Source organism: Bacillus sp. T33-2, from assembly GCF_002860205.1.
Lineage (GTDB): Bacteria > Bacillota > Bacilli > Bacillales > Cytobacillaceae > T33-2.
Window position 1 is genome coordinate 250,373 of the sequence record NZ_PGVB01000010.1, and the last position, 16,937, is coordinate 267,309.

At 45.0% G+C, this 16,937-nt stretch carries 17 protein-coding genes; 9 read left to right on the plus strand and 8 right to left on the minus strand.

All coding sequences use genetic code 11. The annotated features are described in order from the left end of the window. Positions 1-26: 26 nt before the first annotated feature. Positions 27-1,244: an EAL domain-containing protein gene (locus CVD19_RS08205; RefSeq protein ID WP_101581370.1), complete on the minus strand. Its 1,218-nt coding sequence runs from the start codon at positions 1,242-1,244 to the stop codon at positions 27-29. A gap of 245 nt (positions 1,245-1,489) precedes the next feature. On the opposite strand from CVD19_RS08205, the gene CVD19_RS08210 reads away from it, so the two are divergent. Together CVD19_RS08210 and CVD19_RS08215 are read left to right on the plus strand one after the other, a co-directional pair. After that, positions 1,490-2,260 carry a C39 family peptidase gene (locus tag CVD19_RS08210; RefSeq protein WP_101581371.1) on the plus strand — a complete coding sequence of 257 codons (771 nt, stop codon included), beginning with the start codon at positions 1,490-1,492 and terminating at the stop codon, positions 2,258-2,260. A gap of 155 nt (positions 2,261-2,415) precedes the next feature. Then, on the plus strand, positions 2,416-3,288 hold the full coding sequence (locus CVD19_RS08215) for a metallophosphoesterase (RefSeq protein WP_101581372.1): 873 nt from the start codon (positions 2,416-2,418) through the stop codon (positions 3,286-3,288). An 81-nt stretch (positions 3,289-3,369) separates the two neighbouring features. Here the strand turns inward: CVD19_RS08215 and CVD19_RS08220 are convergent, their stop codons facing one another. Then, entirely contained in the window at positions 3,370-5,496 is a 2,127-nt protein-coding gene (locus CVD19_RS08220; RefSeq protein ID WP_101581373.1) for a putative bifunctional diguanylate cyclase/phosphodiesterase, read from the minus strand. A 255-nt stretch (positions 5,497-5,751) separates the two neighbouring features. Here CVD19_RS08220 and CVD19_RS08230 point away from each other — a divergent pair, with 255 nt between their 5' ends. The 4 genes from CVD19_RS08230 (at position 5,752) to CVD19_RS08245 (ending at position 8,793) form a co-directional block, all read left to right on the plus strand. Continuing rightward, positions 5,752-6,249, plus strand: a complete 498-nt coding sequence (locus tag CVD19_RS08230) for a L,D-transpeptidase family protein (RefSeq protein WP_101581375.1) — start codon at positions 5,752-5,754, stop codon at positions 6,247-6,249. A gap of 97 nt (positions 6,250-6,346) precedes the next feature. Then, complete coding sequence (locus tag CVD19_RS08235) at positions 6,347-6,994, plus strand: PadR family transcriptional regulator (RefSeq protein WP_101581376.1); 648 nt, start codon at positions 6,347-6,349, stop codon at positions 6,992-6,994. Continuing rightward, a complete protein-coding gene (locus CVD19_RS08240) occupies positions 6,957-8,234 on the plus strand; it encodes an MFS transporter (protein ID WP_257985057.1) in 1,278 nt (425 codons plus the stop codon). Before CVD19_RS08235 ends, CVD19_RS08240 begins: the two co-directional genes overlap by 38 nt. A 91-nt stretch (positions 8,235-8,325) precedes the next feature. Next, positions 8,326-8,793, plus strand: coding sequence for a YkyB family protein (locus CVD19_RS08245; RefSeq protein ID WP_101581377.1), 468 nt, complete (start codon positions 8,326-8,328; stop codon positions 8,791-8,793). A 49-nt stretch (positions 8,794-8,842) separates the two neighbouring features. On the opposite strand, the gene CVD19_RS08250 is transcribed toward CVD19_RS08245, so the two are convergent. Further along, a complete protein-coding gene (locus CVD19_RS08250) occupies positions 8,843-9,745 on the minus strand; it encodes a chemotaxis protein (protein ID WP_101581378.1) in 903 nt (300 codons plus the stop codon). 147 nt (positions 9,746-9,892) lie between these two features. Continuing rightward, positions 9,893-10,414 (minus strand): RDD family protein, encoded by a 522-nt coding sequence (locus CVD19_RS08255; protein WP_101581379.1) that lies wholly within the window; start codon positions 10,412-10,414, stop codon positions 9,893-9,895. Positions 10,415-10,614: 200 nt separating this feature from the next. On the opposite strand from CVD19_RS08255, the gene CVD19_RS08260 reads away from it, so the two are divergent. Together CVD19_RS08260 and CVD19_RS08265 are read left to right on the plus strand one after the other, a co-directional pair. After that, on the plus strand, positions 10,615-10,818 hold the full coding sequence (locus tag CVD19_RS08260; RefSeq protein ID WP_101581380.1) for a hypothetical protein: 204 nt from the start codon (positions 10,615-10,617) through the stop codon (positions 10,816-10,818). A gap of 158 nt (positions 10,819-10,976) precedes the next feature. Next, the gene (locus CVD19_RS08265) at positions 10,977-12,131 is read left to right on the plus strand and encodes an aminotransferase A (RefSeq protein WP_101581381.1); all 1,155 of its coding nucleotides are present in this window, start codon (positions 10,977-10,979) and stop codon (positions 12,129-12,131) included. A gap of 36 nt (positions 12,132-12,167) precedes the next feature. On the opposite strand, the gene CVD19_RS08270 is transcribed toward CVD19_RS08265, so the two are convergent. Next, positions 12,168-13,052: an NAD(P)-dependent oxidoreductase gene (locus CVD19_RS08270; protein ID WP_101581382.1), complete on the minus strand. Its 885-nt coding sequence runs from the start codon at positions 13,050-13,052 to the stop codon at positions 12,168-12,170. Positions 13,053-13,098: 46 nt separating this feature from the next. Next, the gene (locus CVD19_RS08275) at positions 13,099-13,884 is read right to left on the minus strand and encodes an SDR family oxidoreductase (protein WP_101581383.1); all 786 of its coding nucleotides are present in this window, start codon (positions 13,882-13,884) and stop codon (positions 13,099-13,101) included. A gap of 195 nt (positions 13,885-14,079) precedes the next feature. Between CVD19_RS08275 and CVD19_RS08280 the strand changes: the two genes are divergently transcribed. After that, entirely contained in the window at positions 14,080-14,751 is a 672-nt protein-coding gene (locus CVD19_RS08280) for a GNAT family N-acetyltransferase (RefSeq protein WP_101581384.1), read from the plus strand. Positions 14,752-14,909: 158 nt separating this feature from the next. Here CVD19_RS08280 and ptsP read toward each other — a convergent pair whose 3' ends face one another. Beyond that, complete coding sequence (ptsP, locus tag CVD19_RS08285; protein ID WP_101581385.1) at positions 14,910-16,631, minus strand: phosphoenolpyruvate--protein phosphotransferase; 1,722 nt, start codon at positions 16,629-16,631, stop codon at positions 14,910-14,912. Next, on the minus strand, positions 16,631-16,897 hold the full coding sequence (locus CVD19_RS08290) for a phosphocarrier protein HPr (protein ID WP_101581638.1): 267 nt from the start codon (positions 16,895-16,897) through the stop codon (positions 16,631-16,633). Before CVD19_RS08290 ends, ptsP begins: the two co-directional genes overlap by 1 nt. Positions 16,898-16,937 lie beyond the last annotated feature (40 nt).

Here is a 16,937-nt window from a genome sequence, read left to right on the forward strand (position 1 = left end):
ACAACCACTTTTCTATTCCCGGAGCGTCATAACAGCCCTTCACGCCCATATAAATACCCTGCATCCAGGTCGATGAACAGGTAGTCCTTTACATCCAAAGGCATGGAAAAGGTCCTGATCACTTCACCGGTTTCGATATCACTGTATCTGTCAGACAAAATACCCTTTTTCCTGAACCGCATTTTAATGATATTTTCTAAAAAATATGGCCTCCAGCTCCAGTTCTTCCCTGAATATTCAGGCTGGAGGCTCCAGCCATCTTCATGTTTAAAAATATTCGGGGATTTTTGATATCCATCTTCATCACATACATACATTCGAAAAGCCATATGGCTCATCTCCTTGCTTAACGCCGCGAGCAGCTCGCTGTATTCCACTATTTTCCGGTACCTGTTCAAAAGCTCCTGGACTGTTGTATGGAATTCTTCAGACAGTAAAAACACAGATTCAAGTTTCTTCTTTTTCGAAACGATAAAAGTGAGGCATTCATTTCGCAACCATTCCTTGAGGATGTCTGAATCAGTAAATTGAGCGTCTGGCTTTTTCAGGTAAAAGCCCTGGTAATAACGGCCGCCATTTTTCCAGGCAAACTGGAGCTGAAAAACGGTTTCAATATTTTCAAATAACAGTGTCGCACCAATTTTTCTCGCCATCAGCGAGAGGGAATACAAAATATCCTGGTACGCACGGCCGGTTGCCGAAGAGTTCAGGGCCTGCAAATCCACCTTAAGGATTTCCGGCGCCAATTGGCCCAGTCTGTCTAGGTGGCTGCTGCTGTCATGTCCCATTTTGCCAATCGCAATCTTAATTCCGTATGTGCGGTAATAAGTTAATAAGTGGTCCAGGTGGTCAAGCTCCCCGTCGTAATTCCGTTCAGATATCTCCAGCACTATTTGTTCAGGCTTGATTCCCTGTTCCCGGAACTCCAGGATAAGCTGTAAAAATTGATCGCCATTATCATGCATCAGCAATTCTGCATCCCTGTTGACAAACCATAATACATCTTCTTTTAGCCGTGCTGCTTTTTCCAGTGCTTTTCTCAGAACGGTATTGTCAACTTCGAGCCTGTAATCCTCAGGTATTTGTTTATCATTGAAAAAAGGTCCCAGACTGGAGATTTCTGTCCCCATTCTGAACCGTCCCAATATTTCATAGCCGATTACCCTATGTTCATCTGCACTAAAAATCGGTTGAAAAAAAGGGATTACATCTTCCGGATTTGTCAAGATATCCAGTGCATCCATTAACACCCTTCCTCCCTGTTCTTTTTCTGGCCAGTTTTAAAAAAGCGAAGCGAAACAAACCAAACACATTAAAAATCGATCAATATAATGAATGATTTTACCATATTCTTTACCATTATAATTTGGTATTTGATTGTCTATTCAAAGAAAAAGCAGCTGCCATGCCTCTGGCAATATCATGCCAGCATATTAACCACGTTAAAACCGACACTAAACTGTAGAGCCTATTGGAAGGATGATGTGAAATGAAGTTTTTGCATTTCATCGGAATTCTTTTTCCTTTGCTCGGCTGCAGTCATGCTTTGCCCAACGAAACCGACTATAGCACGCATAATGCGGGCAGGAAAACTGTTGCTTCGTATGAGAGAAGTGTTTCCGGCGCAAACGTCCATGAACTCATATCAGGGAAGTACGGTCAGCCAACAATCCTGCTTGATGTGCCGCTGATCAGGCAAAACCCTGAGCTCCGTTATGGATGTGAAGTGACAAGCCTGGCCATGTTGCTGCAGTTTGCTAAAATAGATGTTGATAAAATGGAACTTTACAGGTCTATAGAAAAAGATTCTGACCCTCTCGTCAAAGCCCCATCAGGAGATATTATCAGATGGGGTGATCCAGCCCGCGGTTTTGTAGGTGACATGACAGGCAACGCTGCCGGCTATGCGGTTTTCGACAAGCCTATGGTCAAACTGGTTAATCTCCATCTGCCAGGAAGGGCAGTCAACCTTACCGGGAAGGAATTTGATGCTGTGCTTTCCCATGTGTCCAAAGGATTTCCAGTCGTTGTCTGGACTACCGGAGATTACAGGCTGCCAGACCGCTGGGAATCCTGGCTTCACGGTTCAAAAGTCATCAGCACACCATTAGACCTGCACGCTGTCGTCATCGTAGGATTTGACGAACATCATGTATATATAAATGACCCGATGTCTGGCCAAAAACAGGCCAGGATCGACAAGGACCAGTTCATTGTCTCCTGGAGGGCCATGCAATCAAGAGCAATAAGCTATAAATAGAGAGAACGGCTGAAGGGCAGACCTTCAGCCGTTCTTTGTTTTTTCAGGCTTTTGCATGCACACCGGCCATGAATTATCCAGCAAAATGCTCTTCTTTTTCACATAATTGTCTGCTAGTATAGAAAGGTAAATTTGCAGATAGGTTGGAGATTCGTATGACCAAGAAGTTATCCAGGAGGACTTTCCTCAAAAAAGCAATAGGAGGCACCCTTGCGATTCTCGGTACGGGGAGTGGGGGATACTTTTATTCGCGAAGCATAGAGCCAACCATGCTCGATATTTCCCGGCATTCGATCAAACATAAGGCTATTCCTTCTGGTTTCGATGGATTGAAAATTGTTCAATTCAGCGACACACATCTTGGTTTCCAATATAATTTGGCCCAATTTAAAGAATTAATGGGGGAAATAAACAGCCTGGATCCCGATATCATTTTTTTTACCGGCGATTTAATCGATAACCCGAACGAATTTAAATATGCAAACCAAATCACCGGAGCACTGAAAAAACTGACAGCTCCGCTGGGAAAATTCGCGGTATATGGAAACCATGACCATGGAGGCTATGGAACAGACCTGTATAGAAAAACAATGGATGATTCAGGGTTTGCAGTATTGCTCAATGAGTCGCGACAGGTAAAACTGCTTGATGGGAGTTCCATCTGGATTATCGGGATTGATGATGCCATGCTTGGCAAGCCTGATATCGGGCTTGCAATGGCCAGTGTTCCTGATGACGCGTTCAAGATTCTGTTATCCCATGCACCTGACCTTGCCACTGATGCCTCCATTTTTCCGATCCAGCTGCAATTAAGCGGCCACAGCCACGGCGGGCAAATACAGCTGCCATTTATCGGGCCGCTTGTCACTCCCCCCCATGCGGAAAAATATGTTGAAGGCTTTTACTCAGTTGGAAAAACGGATTCTTTAACCCTTTATGTAAACAGGGGGTTAGGCACCACCCGGTTGCCGTTCAGGTTTTTGTCAATGCCGGAAGTTACCGTGTTCACCTTACAAAAAACAGTTTGAAATCAAGGGAGGGTGTGCCAAAGGCAAGCTTTTGGACACCCTCCTTTTCTGTTATGATGTAAGAGCCGGCATCTAACATCACTACATATTTATTGCACTGCTCTGAATTTTTCTGACAAACTGTTTTTCTGCATCTTTAGCCGGGAGCGGCCTCGCAAAGAAAAATCCCTGGGCTTTCTCGCAATCGGCCTTCAATAAAAACTCTGCCTGCTGTGCCTCCTCGACCCCTTCTGCAATGACTTCAAGGCCAAGGCTTCTTCCAAGATTGATGATTGCGGCGGTAATGGCCGAATCCTTTTCATTCAATAAAACATCACGTACAAACGACTGATCTATTTTTAATACGTCGATCGGAAACTGCTTTAAGTAATTGAGTGAGGAATAACCTGTTCCAAAATCATCAACAGAGATGGTGACACCAATTTCCTTTAATTTTTTCAGGATCGGTATCGTCTCTGCTGTGTCCTGCATGGCGCCTTCAGTGATCTCTATCTCCAGCAGGCAGGCGGGTATCCTGTATTTTTCAATCGCTCCCCTGATAAATCCGACGAGATTCGGCTGCAGGAATTGTTTTGGGGAAATGTTCACAGCTATCCGGATAGGCCTGTTTGCTTTTTCCATCCAGGCTTTAATTTGCCGGCAGGCATTTTCAATCACCCAGTTGCCAATTGGGATAATAAGGCCTGTATCTTCCGCCAGCGGAATAAATTCAGACGGAGGGATCAATCCAAGCTCCGTGCTGTTCCAGCGCAGCAGTGCTTCAAAGCTCGATATCTCTTTAGTGGACAGATGCACCTGTGGCTGGAAATGCAGTACCATCTCGTTTCTGTCCAGTGCCTTTCGTAAATGGGCTTCAAGAGAAACGACATTCACAAGCATTGTATTCATGTCCGAGCGATAGAATTGGAAATGGGCCTTACCTTTCTCCTTAACACGGTAAAGTGCCTCATCTGCGTTCTTTATAAGTGATTCTGCATCCTTCCCGTCATTTGGAAACACGCTGATGCCAATGCTCGGTGTGATGTAATATTCCTGTGAACTAAAATAGAAAGAATGTGCAAACCCAGCCAGCACTTTTTGGGCGAACCGAGCTGCTTCTCGCCTGTCAGCACGGGTAAGCAAAATGATGAACTCGTCACCGCCCTGGCGGTAAACCTGGCAGTCCGCTTTCTGTATCTCACACAGCCTCTGGGCAACCTGTTTTAAAATTTGGTCGCCGACGAGATGCCCAAGTGAATCATTAAAAAACTTGAAGCGGTCCAAATCAATTGACAGCAGCGAAAAAGGTTTTCCAGTTTTCCGGTTGCTTTTGATTAAGTGGTCCAGATCATCCAGCAGGGCCCGCCTGTTCAGGACGCCTGTCAGATGGTCATGAAATGCCATATACTTTATCGTTTCCGCGCTTTTTGCCTGTGCCGATATGTCCCTCATAAAGACATACATTCCTTTGATTTCTGAAAAGACCACAATCGGAACGGTCTTAACCTGCACTCGCAGATGATGCCCCTTTCGATGGGCAAAACGGAAATCGATGGACTCCAGAGAATTGCCAGCTTTTGTTTCTACAATCAGTTTTTCAAAAGCGGCAATATCCTTTTTGTAAATAAGGCTGTACACGGTAGTCATTCTAAGTTGATTTTCCGTAAACCCAGTAAACTGCTGGGCTGCAGGGTTGATCTCAAGAATTTTCCCTTCCATATCAATTGAGAATACCGCATCAAGGCTATGGTCAATGATCGAGCGGTATCTTTGTTCACTTTCAATGAGACGCTTTCTTTCTCTATACTGCTCCGTTATGTCCCTTGTCACACCAACGACGTAACCAATATCACCATTTTCAGTAGCAACAGGTGTTAATATGGTTTCCCCGAACACCGTTATTTCGTTATCGAGTGACACTTCATCAGCGAATATATGGATTCTGCCGGTTTGGACTGCCCGTTCGTACTCGTGTTGCAGCGAAAAAGCCCGGTCACCCGGCAACACCTCCTGAAACGTTTTTCCGAGGCAGTGACTGGTCATCCCTGCATGACCTAGTCCAGTTTCATTTGCAAAAACATAACGGAAACGCGGCCCCGACTCCACCTTCATGATGAATACTAAATCGTTAACATGCTTTAAGAGGATATCGATAATAATTTTTTCAATGTCTCTGCTGCTTTCACGTTGATTGCTGTTTGTGGAGAGCAATTGTTTTATCTGTTCCATCTAACCATCCTCATGAATTAACGTGACTGTTTTCAAAATATTTACGCATTTCATTGCATACCCCTATTTTACATGGAAACACACAGAAAAATCGATTAAATTTTTTAAAAAAGTGGATATTTCCGCATTTTTCGCTCCTTTCCATACCTATCGCCAACAATGCAAACTTCAGTTTGATCTGTACACTATCCGACTTCCAGAAACCCGGCTCCAATCTGTGCATAGTGTAGAAGAAAAAGGAAAGGCGGAAAAAACATGATTCACATTGTTAGGCCAGGTGAGACGCTGGCTATTATTGCAGTAAATTACAGGCGCAGCCTTCAGCAACTGCTCGCCGCGAATCCGGGCATCACGAATCCTAATATTATCTCTGTCGGCCAACAGATCACAATTCCGGGTCTCCCCGATCCAGGATCAATACCCTTTTCCATTCGTGTTTCACTCAGCCAGAAACAGCTCACCTTATCCAGGAATGGAAGTGAAGTGAAAACCTATCCTGTTGCAATTGGCAAGATGCTTTCCATCACGCCTGTTGGGGAATTTGTCATTGTGAACAGGGAACCAAATCCCGGTGGACCGTACGGGGCAATGTGGCTGTCGCTGTCAAAACGCGGTTACGGCATTCACGGGACAAATAACCCCGCTTCAATCGGAAAATCAGTCTCAAAGGGATGCATCCGGATGTACAACCGGGATGTGCTTGAACTGGCGCGAATCGTTCCAAATGGAACGAGAGTTTCGATTGTCCGCTGAGTGGGCGCCAAAATTTTAAATTTTCAAACTTGATAAATTCCTTAATCTGATATATCATTACGATATATCAGATTGATACATATAAGAGGTGAATTTAATGTCAATTGAACATTCCATCCTGGCTGTCATCAGCTTCAGACCTAGTACCGGCTACGATATCAAAGCGGAATTTGAACATAAAACTGCAAGTTTATATTGGGGGATAAGCTACGGCAGCCTCTATCCAAAGCTGAAAAAACTCGAAGAAGACGGATTTATCACTACAATTGAAGAAGAGACAGAGGGAAGGAAAAGAAAATTATATGAACTGACCGGGAAAGGCTGGAAGGAACTTGACAAGTGGCTGGAACAGCCTCCTTCCCCACCTGCAGTCAAGGACGAACTATTCATGAAAATGGCTGCATGGCACAATGCGGCCGACCCGTCGATATTGGCCGGGCACTTATCACTCAGGAAAAAAGCAACCGAGGAAATGCTGCAAAACGTCAAAGAATGGAAACAGAACGACTTTTCAATGATAGACTCTGTCGGTATGATAGCGGTCAAATATGCAGAGTTAAAGCTTGAAACCGAGCTAAATTGGCTCAGCGAATCAATCGAGGCAATACTAAAAAATCACCTTCCGGCAGCAAAGGATCCACGTGGTTTACAAAAGAAACTGCTTGAGCGCAGGAGCAAGGCGATGGGCCTTGAAGGAGAGGAGCAGGATGATGAAAACCGGCATATTTCAGCCATTAAAGAATAAGAGTTACCGGTCACTATTTGGAGCCCAGATTTTCTCAGATCTCGGAAACTGGCTTGATTTTGTCACCCTGCAAGTAATTGTTGCCTACCACTGGCAACTGGGCGAAACAGCGATAGCCGCTGTCATCATTGTGATGGCCCTTCCTTGGGTAGTGATTGGTCCATTTGCCAGTGTGTTTGTTGACCGGCTTCCCAAAAAAGCGATCATGACCGGCTGCCTCATTACCCGGATATTCTTTGTGGCCGGACTTTATTTTGCACCGAATCTGTACGTTCTGCTGTTATTTGTGTTTCTTAAAGGGACGGTGGCTGCAATTTACGATCCGGCCAGACAGAGCTCGATAAGAATGACCGTCCCTGAGGAGGATTTGGCGCAGGCAGTGACTTTAAGCCAGCTTTCGGTCAATACGATGAAAATCGCCGGCCCTGCCCTTGGCGGAGCATTGATTGCCTTGTTTGGCGTAAGAAGCCCTTTCATATTCGAAGCTGCTGGTTTTTTCATCGCCGTGTTATTTTTGCTGGGCCTTCCGGCTCTAAAGACAGAAAACCTGGTGGCGAATGGCACAAAAGACAAAAAACAGGAAGCAGGCTATTGGCAGGAACTGCGCGAAGGCTTGAGGCACATTTCATCTGCTAAATTGTTACGGGTATCAATAGTGATTTCCGCGATCGCTTTTTTTATCATCTTTTTATATGATGGGCTGTTTGTATTCATTGCCCAGGATCTCGGCTTCAGTAAAGGGAATTTCGGAATTTTAATCAGTGCAGTCGGGCTGGGAAGTGTAACTGGTTCACTGCTGTTGGGAAAATGGACGTCCTGGAAAGAAAAGCCTGTTCAACTGATGGCAGGGTCCTCCGTGTTCAGCGGCTTCCTGATTATCTCTATCGGACTTGGGGGTATAGGCATTGCGGATTTTCCTAATATCATCTGGATTGCCGGCGCGTTCCTGCTTGGGTCACTTGGTTCGGGGGAATCCATCCCTTATGGATTCCTCCTGCAGTCTGAAACGCCAAAACAGATGATGGGCAGAGTATCGGCAGCCGCCACGTCCATACAGACCTTTTCGATGCTGGTGGCACCAGCTGCGGGTGCTTTTATAGCTGAGTTAATTGGTGTTCCTGCTGTTTTAATCGGAGCGGGATCAGCGACATGCTTATTGGGAATCATTGTGCTCAGCCTTGTCGCGAAAAAGTTATCCACAGCAGGTGCAGTTAAAGAAGCCGGACCTGAAGCATCTTAATCTGGGGGATTATAGGGCTCCTGTTTTTCTTCTGATCGTAAACGAGGTATAATAGGTTGTACCTCTTAAAAGAAGAAAGGAGCTCTTTAATTTGAACAGCGACAGGAAAAATTCTCCCCTGCCGAGCCCAACGATCGACAACCTCTCACAGGCGATTTTCACCGTCAACCGGCATGCCAAGACGGCTACCAATCCGAAATATCTGTATCAGCTCAAGCATGAAGCATTGCAAAAACTCCTTAAAGAAGGCAAGGCTAAAAAGGTAGGGCTTCATTTTTCGAATAATCCCCAGTTCAGCCAGCAGCAATCAGATGTGCTTGTAAAATGCGGTGAATATACATTCCATATCCCACCGACTAAAGCGGACTTTGAAGTTTTGCCCCATCTTGGCAGGCTGGATGATGCCACCCGAAATCCGAAAGCAAAGGTTACACTTGCGAATGCAAAAAAACTGCTGATTTCATATACAGGATTAAGAGAAGACACAAACTCCCCGGGACACAAAAAAAGGCCTTATCAAAAACCTGAATTCAAAAAACTTGGAGAGCGTTATAATTAACAGGGAACATTGAAAAAATAAAGCTGGGAGGCTTCCCAGCTTTTGATTTTTAAAGAATTAATTCATCAATTTTTAAGACCAGCTCGGCGATTTCAGGTTTGCTAACCTGTCCGTCAGCCCCAACCATATTCCCTCTATGCCTCAGGTCATTTGTGATCAATGAAGAAAAAATGATAACTGGCAGCTTTGAAAAAGCGGGGTTTTCTTTTATTCTTCTTGCCAGGTGGTGGCCGTCCATTTGCGGCATTTCGATGTCGGTGATTACCAGTTGGACATCTGCCGTTACATCTGCACCATCTTCGGCAAGCTTCTCCAAATAGTCCAATGCTTCCTTTCCATTCTCAAAAAATTCAATATTATCATATCCTGCCTCCGACAGGGTGCCATGAAGCAATTTGCGAAGCAGGGGCGAGTCTTCCGCTGCCAAAATCTTTTTTGATGACCGTTCCCTTCTGCCGAGTTTTTTTATCTCGTTAACATTGATGCCGGATTCCGGGTTGATCTCAACAAAGATTTTTTCAAAATCCAACAACAGCACCATATCCCCGTTCAGCTTTATGACGCCAATGACCTGGCTGTCAGCGCCCTGGTACATTTCAGACGGCTTTTCGATCTGGCTCCAGGAAATCCGGTGGATTTGAGAAACATTATGCACATGAAAAACTGCTTTTTGCTGGTTAAACTCTGCAACAATGAATTTATCGAGATCCGCCTGCCCGGACGGCTGGAAACCAAGTGCCTCGGAAACATCTATAACTGGAAGGACCTCTCCCCTGAGTTGAATGATCCCCTCAACAAAACGGTGTGCATGCGGAATTTTCACTACCGCCTCGGCATTTAGTATCTCTTTTACCTTCATCACATTAATCCCAAATTTATTGCTGCCAATTCCAAATTCCACTATTTCCAGTTCATTCGTGCCGCTCTCAAGCAATATTCCGTTATTCTCCATGCTTATGTACGTCCTTCCGCATTTTTGTAAAAGGTTTCTATTTATCTATACTATGATTATCGGAACATCCTGTAGAATTTTCACACTGCGAACATTCTAATAACCTTAATATATCAAAAAAACTGCGCCACAGAGCGCAGTTCCAGCTTATTTATTTTTCACAACCACTGTGGATGCAATTAAATCATGTAATGCCTGCTTTTTCTTTGTGAAAGCCGCCATGATATAGCCAATCATGAAAATCCATGATAAAAATATCATCGAAAGATAGCGGCCAAGCGCCCTCAAGAAAGAAACCCTGTTTCCGTCTAAATCAGTTACCTTTAATCCAAGGAGTTTCTTTCCGACTGTTGCCTGCCACTTTGAAGCATGCAGGCCTGCGAAATAAGTGACTGATACGATAATATTCATTAATAATGTCAAAAGATAAGCCCCAAGCATCGCTATAATCTGTTCTTCACTCATGCCTTCTTCTATCGCTGCCGGGTCGGCGAGAAATGCCTCCAACCCTCCCGATGCACCGAATATCATCACGAAAATGATCATTGATACGATGGACAGCGGTATGCCGAGCACGATAGAATCGATGAGACTTGCCGCAAAACGGATCCAGAAACCCGCATACTCTCGTTCCTCATGGCTTGGCTGTTTTTGTAAATTTGCCTCCATAAAAACTCCCCCCATGTTCTTTACTTTTATGAATATAAAAAATTCACTTTATTATACCACGGTGATTTTTTGATTCGAACATTAAAATAAAGTTCATAATAAAATGAACTATTTGTGAACTAACTCACAATGATATAGACGTTTTAAATTTGCAGTTCTACAATGTGTATGTATTTAAATTCTTTAAAGAAGGTGCAGTGATGAAAGGAACAGCTATTCTTTTTTCAGAAAATCAACAGGTTACATTTTTCGAAGACATTGAGCCTGCGGTATATAAAGAAATTAAAAAGCAATGCTCCTGTGGAGGCTGCGGCTGCTCCACTGATAAGAACGAAACCAACCTTCAGAACGTCTCCCCTGTTTTTTGGCATGAGGATGAAATCGACTGGGACTATGGTTATTAAGTGCTCAATAAGACATATGAACGCCTCCCATTAATCAGGGAGGTTTTTTTATGCTATTATGGTGGTACCAGCAGGACGCTGACAAAGTGCATCGTCGGTGTTACTAACCTTTTAAGATGATATTAGAATAGATTTAGTAATTTGGAAGGATGGATAAATTGGAGCATCTGATTAATAAAAGAGTGAAGCAAATAGAAATATCAGGAATCAGAAAGTTTTTCAACATGGTTACCGGAGTGGAAGACATGGTATCACTTTCAATCGGCCAGCCGGATTTCCCGACTCCTGGCCATGTCAAGGAAGCGGCCAAAAAAGCGATTGATGACAATTTCACCACCTATACCCATAATGCCGGACATATCGAATTACGAAGGGCTGCCGCCGATTTTTACCGCAAAAAATATTCTGTTGATTTTTCTCCTGAAAAAGAAGTCATCATCACTGTTGGTGCAAGTGAAGCGATTGATATCTCACTTCGCACGATCCTTGAAGATGGGTGTGAAGTGATATTGCCTGGCCCTGTTTACCCGGGATATGAGCCGATCATCCGCTTATGCGGTGCGGTTCCGGTCTTTGCTGATATCAGGCTAAACCAGTTCCGGTTCACAGCCGATGTAATTGAACAGTACATAACTGAAAAAACCCGCTGTATTGTATTGCCTTACCCTTCAAACCCTACAGGAGTTAGCTTGACTGAGGAAGAATTAGAGCAGATTGCGACTCTACTTAAGGATAAGGATATTTTTATCCTTGCCGATGAAATATATAGTGAGCTGGTGTATGGGCAGAAGCATGTGTCCATCGCGCAATTTCTTAAACATAAGACGATTGTGATTAACGGACTCTCAAAATCACATTCAATGACCGGCTGGAGGATGGGCATGGTGTTTGCTCCTGAATACGTGGCCAGCCAAATGTTGAAAGTGCATCAATATAACGTGACTTGTGCAACCTCTGTTTCCCAGATGGCCGCAATAGAAGCACTGACCGCCGGGATTGATGATGCGGTCCCGATGAAACACGAGTATGCCAGACGCCGTGAGTATGTTTATAACAGATTGCAGGACATGGGACTGGAAGTGGTCATGCCCGATGGTGCTTTCTACTTCTTTGTAAAAGTTCCTTCAGACTTGCCATCATTCGATTTTGCGCTTGACCTTGTAAATAAAGAGAAGGTCGCAGTGGTCCCCGGCAGTGCATTCTCCGAACTTGGTGAGGGCTATTTCCGCTTGTCATACGCCTATTCTATGAACACTCTTGAAGAAGGACTGAACAGGCTTGAAAGATATTTGACCACACATATTAAATCGTAAAAATAGCCGTACCGGAGTTTCCGGACGGCTTTTGTGTTACTGCTGTTTGCTCCAATACTTATACAGTGCCTGGGTTCCGCTGTTTTCTTCACCGGCTTCCGCAAGGCGCTCATACATCGACCTGGAAAGTGAAAGCCCCGGGGCTTCCATGCCCATTTTGCCAGCTTCCTCAAGGGCGATGCCCATGTCTTTAATAAAATGTTTAATATAAAATCCAGGCTTGAAATCCCCATTTATGATCCGGGGTGCGAGATTTGATAGCGACCAGCTGCCCGCTGCCCCTGTAGTAATGCTTTTGAGGACATTTTCTGGGTCGAGGCCAGCCTTTTCAGCGTAAACCACGGCTTCGCATACGCCGATCATATTTGACGCGATCGCAATCTGGTTGCACATTTTTGTATGTTGCCCGGCGCCGGCTTTTCCCTGGTAAACAATATTTGTCCCAAGAACCTTAAGGATCGGCACAACCTTTTCAAATGCCTCGGGATCCCCGCCAGCCATAATCGCGAGCTTCGCTTCTCTGGCACCAATATCGCCACCTGAAACAGGTGCGTCCAAAGCATGAATCCCCTTTTTTGCTGCTTCTTCAAATATTTTTTCAGCCAGTGTGGGGGTTGATGTCGTCATGTCCAGCAAAAAGGCACCCTTTTTCGCGTTTTCGATGATTCCATCTTGGCCAAGATATACTTCTTCAACGTCTGCGGGATAACCGACAATGGTAATGATCACATCGGCTTTCTCTGCAACTGCTTTGGGCGAGTCAGCCCAATATGCACCCTTGTCCAGCAGTTCCCGTGCTTTTTCTTTTGTTCTTGAATACACTGCAAGCTCATAGCCTGCTGAAAGTAAATTGGCAGCCATGCTTTTTCCCATCACGCCTGTCCCAATAAACCCTATGACTGTATTATCTGGTGAAAGCACCTTAGTCCTCCTTGTATATACGTTTTTAAACCGGCCAAACGCCCGGTTAAATTGACTTTACCATTCCGCCATCGACCAGAAAAGAGCTGCCAGTCATGTATGAGTTTTCATCGGAAGCGAGGAATGCAACGACCTTTCCGAATTCTTCTGGCCTGCCGTAACGTTTCAATGGAATGGTGTCTTTCATTTTCTCTTCCATCTCGTCTGTAGGGATGCCAAGCTTTGCGGCATTCATCTCGTCAAGATGCCTGACTCTGTCTGTCGCAATCCTTCCTGGAGCGACTGTATTCACTAATATCCCGTAAGGGGCAAATTCCTGGGCAAGCGTTTTTGTAAGGCCAACGATTCCGGTCCTGAACGTGTTTGACAGGATTAAGCCTGGAATCGGCTCCTTTATGGATGAAGATGCGATATTAATGATTTTCCCCCCGCGCTCCTTTAAATAGGGAAGTGCTTCGCGGATCAGCCTGATATAAGAAAGCAGGTTTAATTCAAATGCGGCCTGCCAGTCCTCATCCGATATGGTTTCAAAGGATCCGGCAGGCGGCCCGCCAGCATTGTTCACCAGAATATCAATTCCGCCAAACTGCTCGACACATACTTTGACCAGTTCCTTTATTTCTTCGGGCTTTGTGATATCGGCCTTTTTAAAAGCGACCTTACCGCTCCCGGATGCCCCCAGCTCAGCAGCTACAATGGCGAGCTTTTCTTCATCACGCCCTGAGATGATAACATTTGCCCCTCCCTTTAAAAGTTGTTCAGCAATCGCCCTGCCAAGCCCCTGGCTTGACGCAGCAATGACCGCTGTTTTACCAGCCAGCTCTAATCCCATACATGTTCCCCTCCAATTTATTCTGTGTTTGGAAAATTCCGCAATTTTATTTTACCTTAATGATCTCATAATTTCTAATGCCGCATAGTGATACCTCAATCCCCGCCCATTTCCTGGGAAACAGACTGCTCCATTTGACCTTATTTAATAAAGATTTTACAATCAATGTACAAATTGATTAAAGGAGGCTGTCCATTGTTTCATAAGGAGATTTATGTTTTTGATGAGAAAAAGCCTGTAAAAGTGGTGATCAGGACCTATACCGAAAAAGATTTTGAGGCCCTCATTAAAATTCAGCAAGAATCCTTTCCGCCTCCATTCCCGGAAGAATTATGGTGGAATAAGGAGCAGTTGTCCAACCATGTCAGCCTGTTTCCCGAGGGCGCATTATGCGTCGAAATTGACGGGCGCCTTTGCGGTTCCATGACCGGGCTCATTGTCGATTTTCAAGACGGCGGCCTTGAACATACATGGTCTGAAATCACATCAGATGGATACATAACCAACCATAACCCAAATGGAAATACCTTATATATTGTCGACATCTGCATAAGTCCAGGTTACCGGAAACTCGGCCTCGGGCAATGGCTAATGCAGTCAATGTATGAAACGGTCGTCCAACTGAAGCTCGACCGCTTGCTTGGGGGCGGGAGGATGCCTGGCTACCATCGCCATGCAGAAGATCTCTCAATCGATCAGTATGTGGAAAAGGTGCTGGACGGGGAACTGCGGGATCCAGTGATTACCTTCCTGCTCCGGTGTGGACGAACCCCTGTCAGGCCGGTTAAAAATTATCTTGAGGATGAAGAATCCCTTAATTATGCATTACTGATGGAATGGAAAAACCCATTCAAGCCATTAGAGTGAAAGAAACATCAGAAAACAAAAAAATGCCGGCTGTCATAAACAGCCGGCCCATACTGGGGGAAAATGAGAATGATTAGCTAACCTTAGTCTTAACCAAAGTGCTTACTCTACTATTCCCCCTTCTTAGAAAGTAAAACATTTTTTATATTACATTTATATTACAAATCCCCAACAGCTTTATTGACTGCTTCCACAACTTCCTCAGTCGTGCTCATTTCAAGAACCTCGTTCGCGAGCTGTTTCATCTCGGAGCTCGTTAACTTCCGGATCAGCGAGCGTGCTTTAAGAATGGAAGTAGCGCTCATTGAAAACTCGTCAAGCCCCAACCCAAGAAGGATAGGAATTGCAGTTTCATCGCCGGCCATCTCGCCGCACATGCCTGCCCACTTGCCTTCTTTATGGGCCGCGTCAATGACCATTTTCACAAGCCGGAGAATGGATGGATTGTAAGGCTGATAAAGATAGGATACCCGCTCATTCATCCGGTCAGCTGCCATTGTATATTGAATCAAATCATTCGTTCCAATGCTGAAAAAGTCCACCTCTTTGGCGAATTGGTCAGCAAGGACTGCCGTAGAAGGAATTTCCACCATAATCCCCAGCTCAATATGATCAGCAACTTTTACTCCCTCAGCCACAAGATTTTGCTTTTCCTCTTCAAGAATCGCTTTAGCTTCGCGGAATTCAACAAGCGTCGCGATCATCGGGAACATCACTTTAAGATTTCCATACACACTCGCACGCAACAGCGCACGCAGCTGAGTGCGGAAAATGTCTTGTTCCTCAAGGCACAGGCGGATCGCCCTGAAGCCAAGGAACGGGTTCATTTCTTTTGGAAGATTCAGGTAAGGAAGTTCCTTGTCGCCGCCAATATCAAGAGTACGGACTACGACCGGCTTGCCTTCCATCCCTTCAAGGACAGCTTTATATGCTTCGAATTGTTCTTCCTCGGTAGGAAGGACATCCCTGTCCATATACAGGAATTCAGTCCTGTACAGGCCAATGCCTTCACCGCCGTTTGCTTTAACGCCTTTAAGGTCTTTTGGTGTGCCGATATTGGCAGCCAATTCAACATGATGGCCGTCAGCTGAAACGGTTTTTTCGTTTACTAGCTTGGCCCACTCAGATTTTTGCTTTTCATAATCAGCCTGGATACGCTTGTATTCCTCAAGCAATTCCGGGGTAGGATTAATATGGACCTCGCCCTTTAGCCCATCGACAATTACCATATCTCCATTGTTGATTTCTTCGGTTGCCGTTTTGGTGCCGACGACAGCCGGAATCTCCATGGAACGTGCCATGATCGCGGAATGGGATGTACGTCCACCGATATCTGTCGTAAAACCTTTTACATACATACGGTTTAATTGGGCAGTGTCGGATGGTGTCAGGTCCTCAGCCACGATGATCACTTCTTCAGCAATCATGCTTGGATTTGGTATTTGGACACCCAATAAATGGGACAGCACACGCTTCGTAACATCGCGGATGTCTGCAGCGCGTTCTTTCATATATTCGTTGTCCATCGACTCAAACATGCCGATAAACATATCGGCTGTTTCTTTCAACGCAAGTTCAGCGTTTACATTTTCTGTTTTAATTTTATCTTCTATGGGTGCAATTAGTTCAGGGTCACTTAAAACAAGGAGATGCGCATCAAAAATAGCCGCTTTATCTGCACCCAGCTCTTGGCCGGCGCGGTCGCGGATCTGTTCAAGCTCACTCTTGGATGTACTGAGAGCTGCCTGGAACCTGCTGACCTCTTCACCTGGATTGTCCATTGTTTGTTTATCAAAAGATAAATCCGGTTCAACCAGACGGTATGCCTTTGCGATGGCAATGCCGTTGGAAGCAGCGATCCCGAGAAGAAAACTGCTCATTACTCAGCCAGACCTTCGTTTTTCAAAGTATCTTCGAGAGTTCTTAAAGCATCTTCCTGGTCGCTTCCTTCTGCACTGATCGTGATGTCGGATCCCTGTCCAATTCCTAAAGACATAACACCCATGATAGACTTTAGGTTAACCTTTTTCCCTTTGTACTCAAGATTGATATCTGAGTCGAATTTGCTCGCAGCCTGCACCAGCAGTGTAGCAGGGCGGGCGTGTATGCCTGTTTCGGCTGTCACCTTAAATTGTTTTTGAATCATAACTAGATCAAACTCCTTTATCATATAAATTAAGATGACC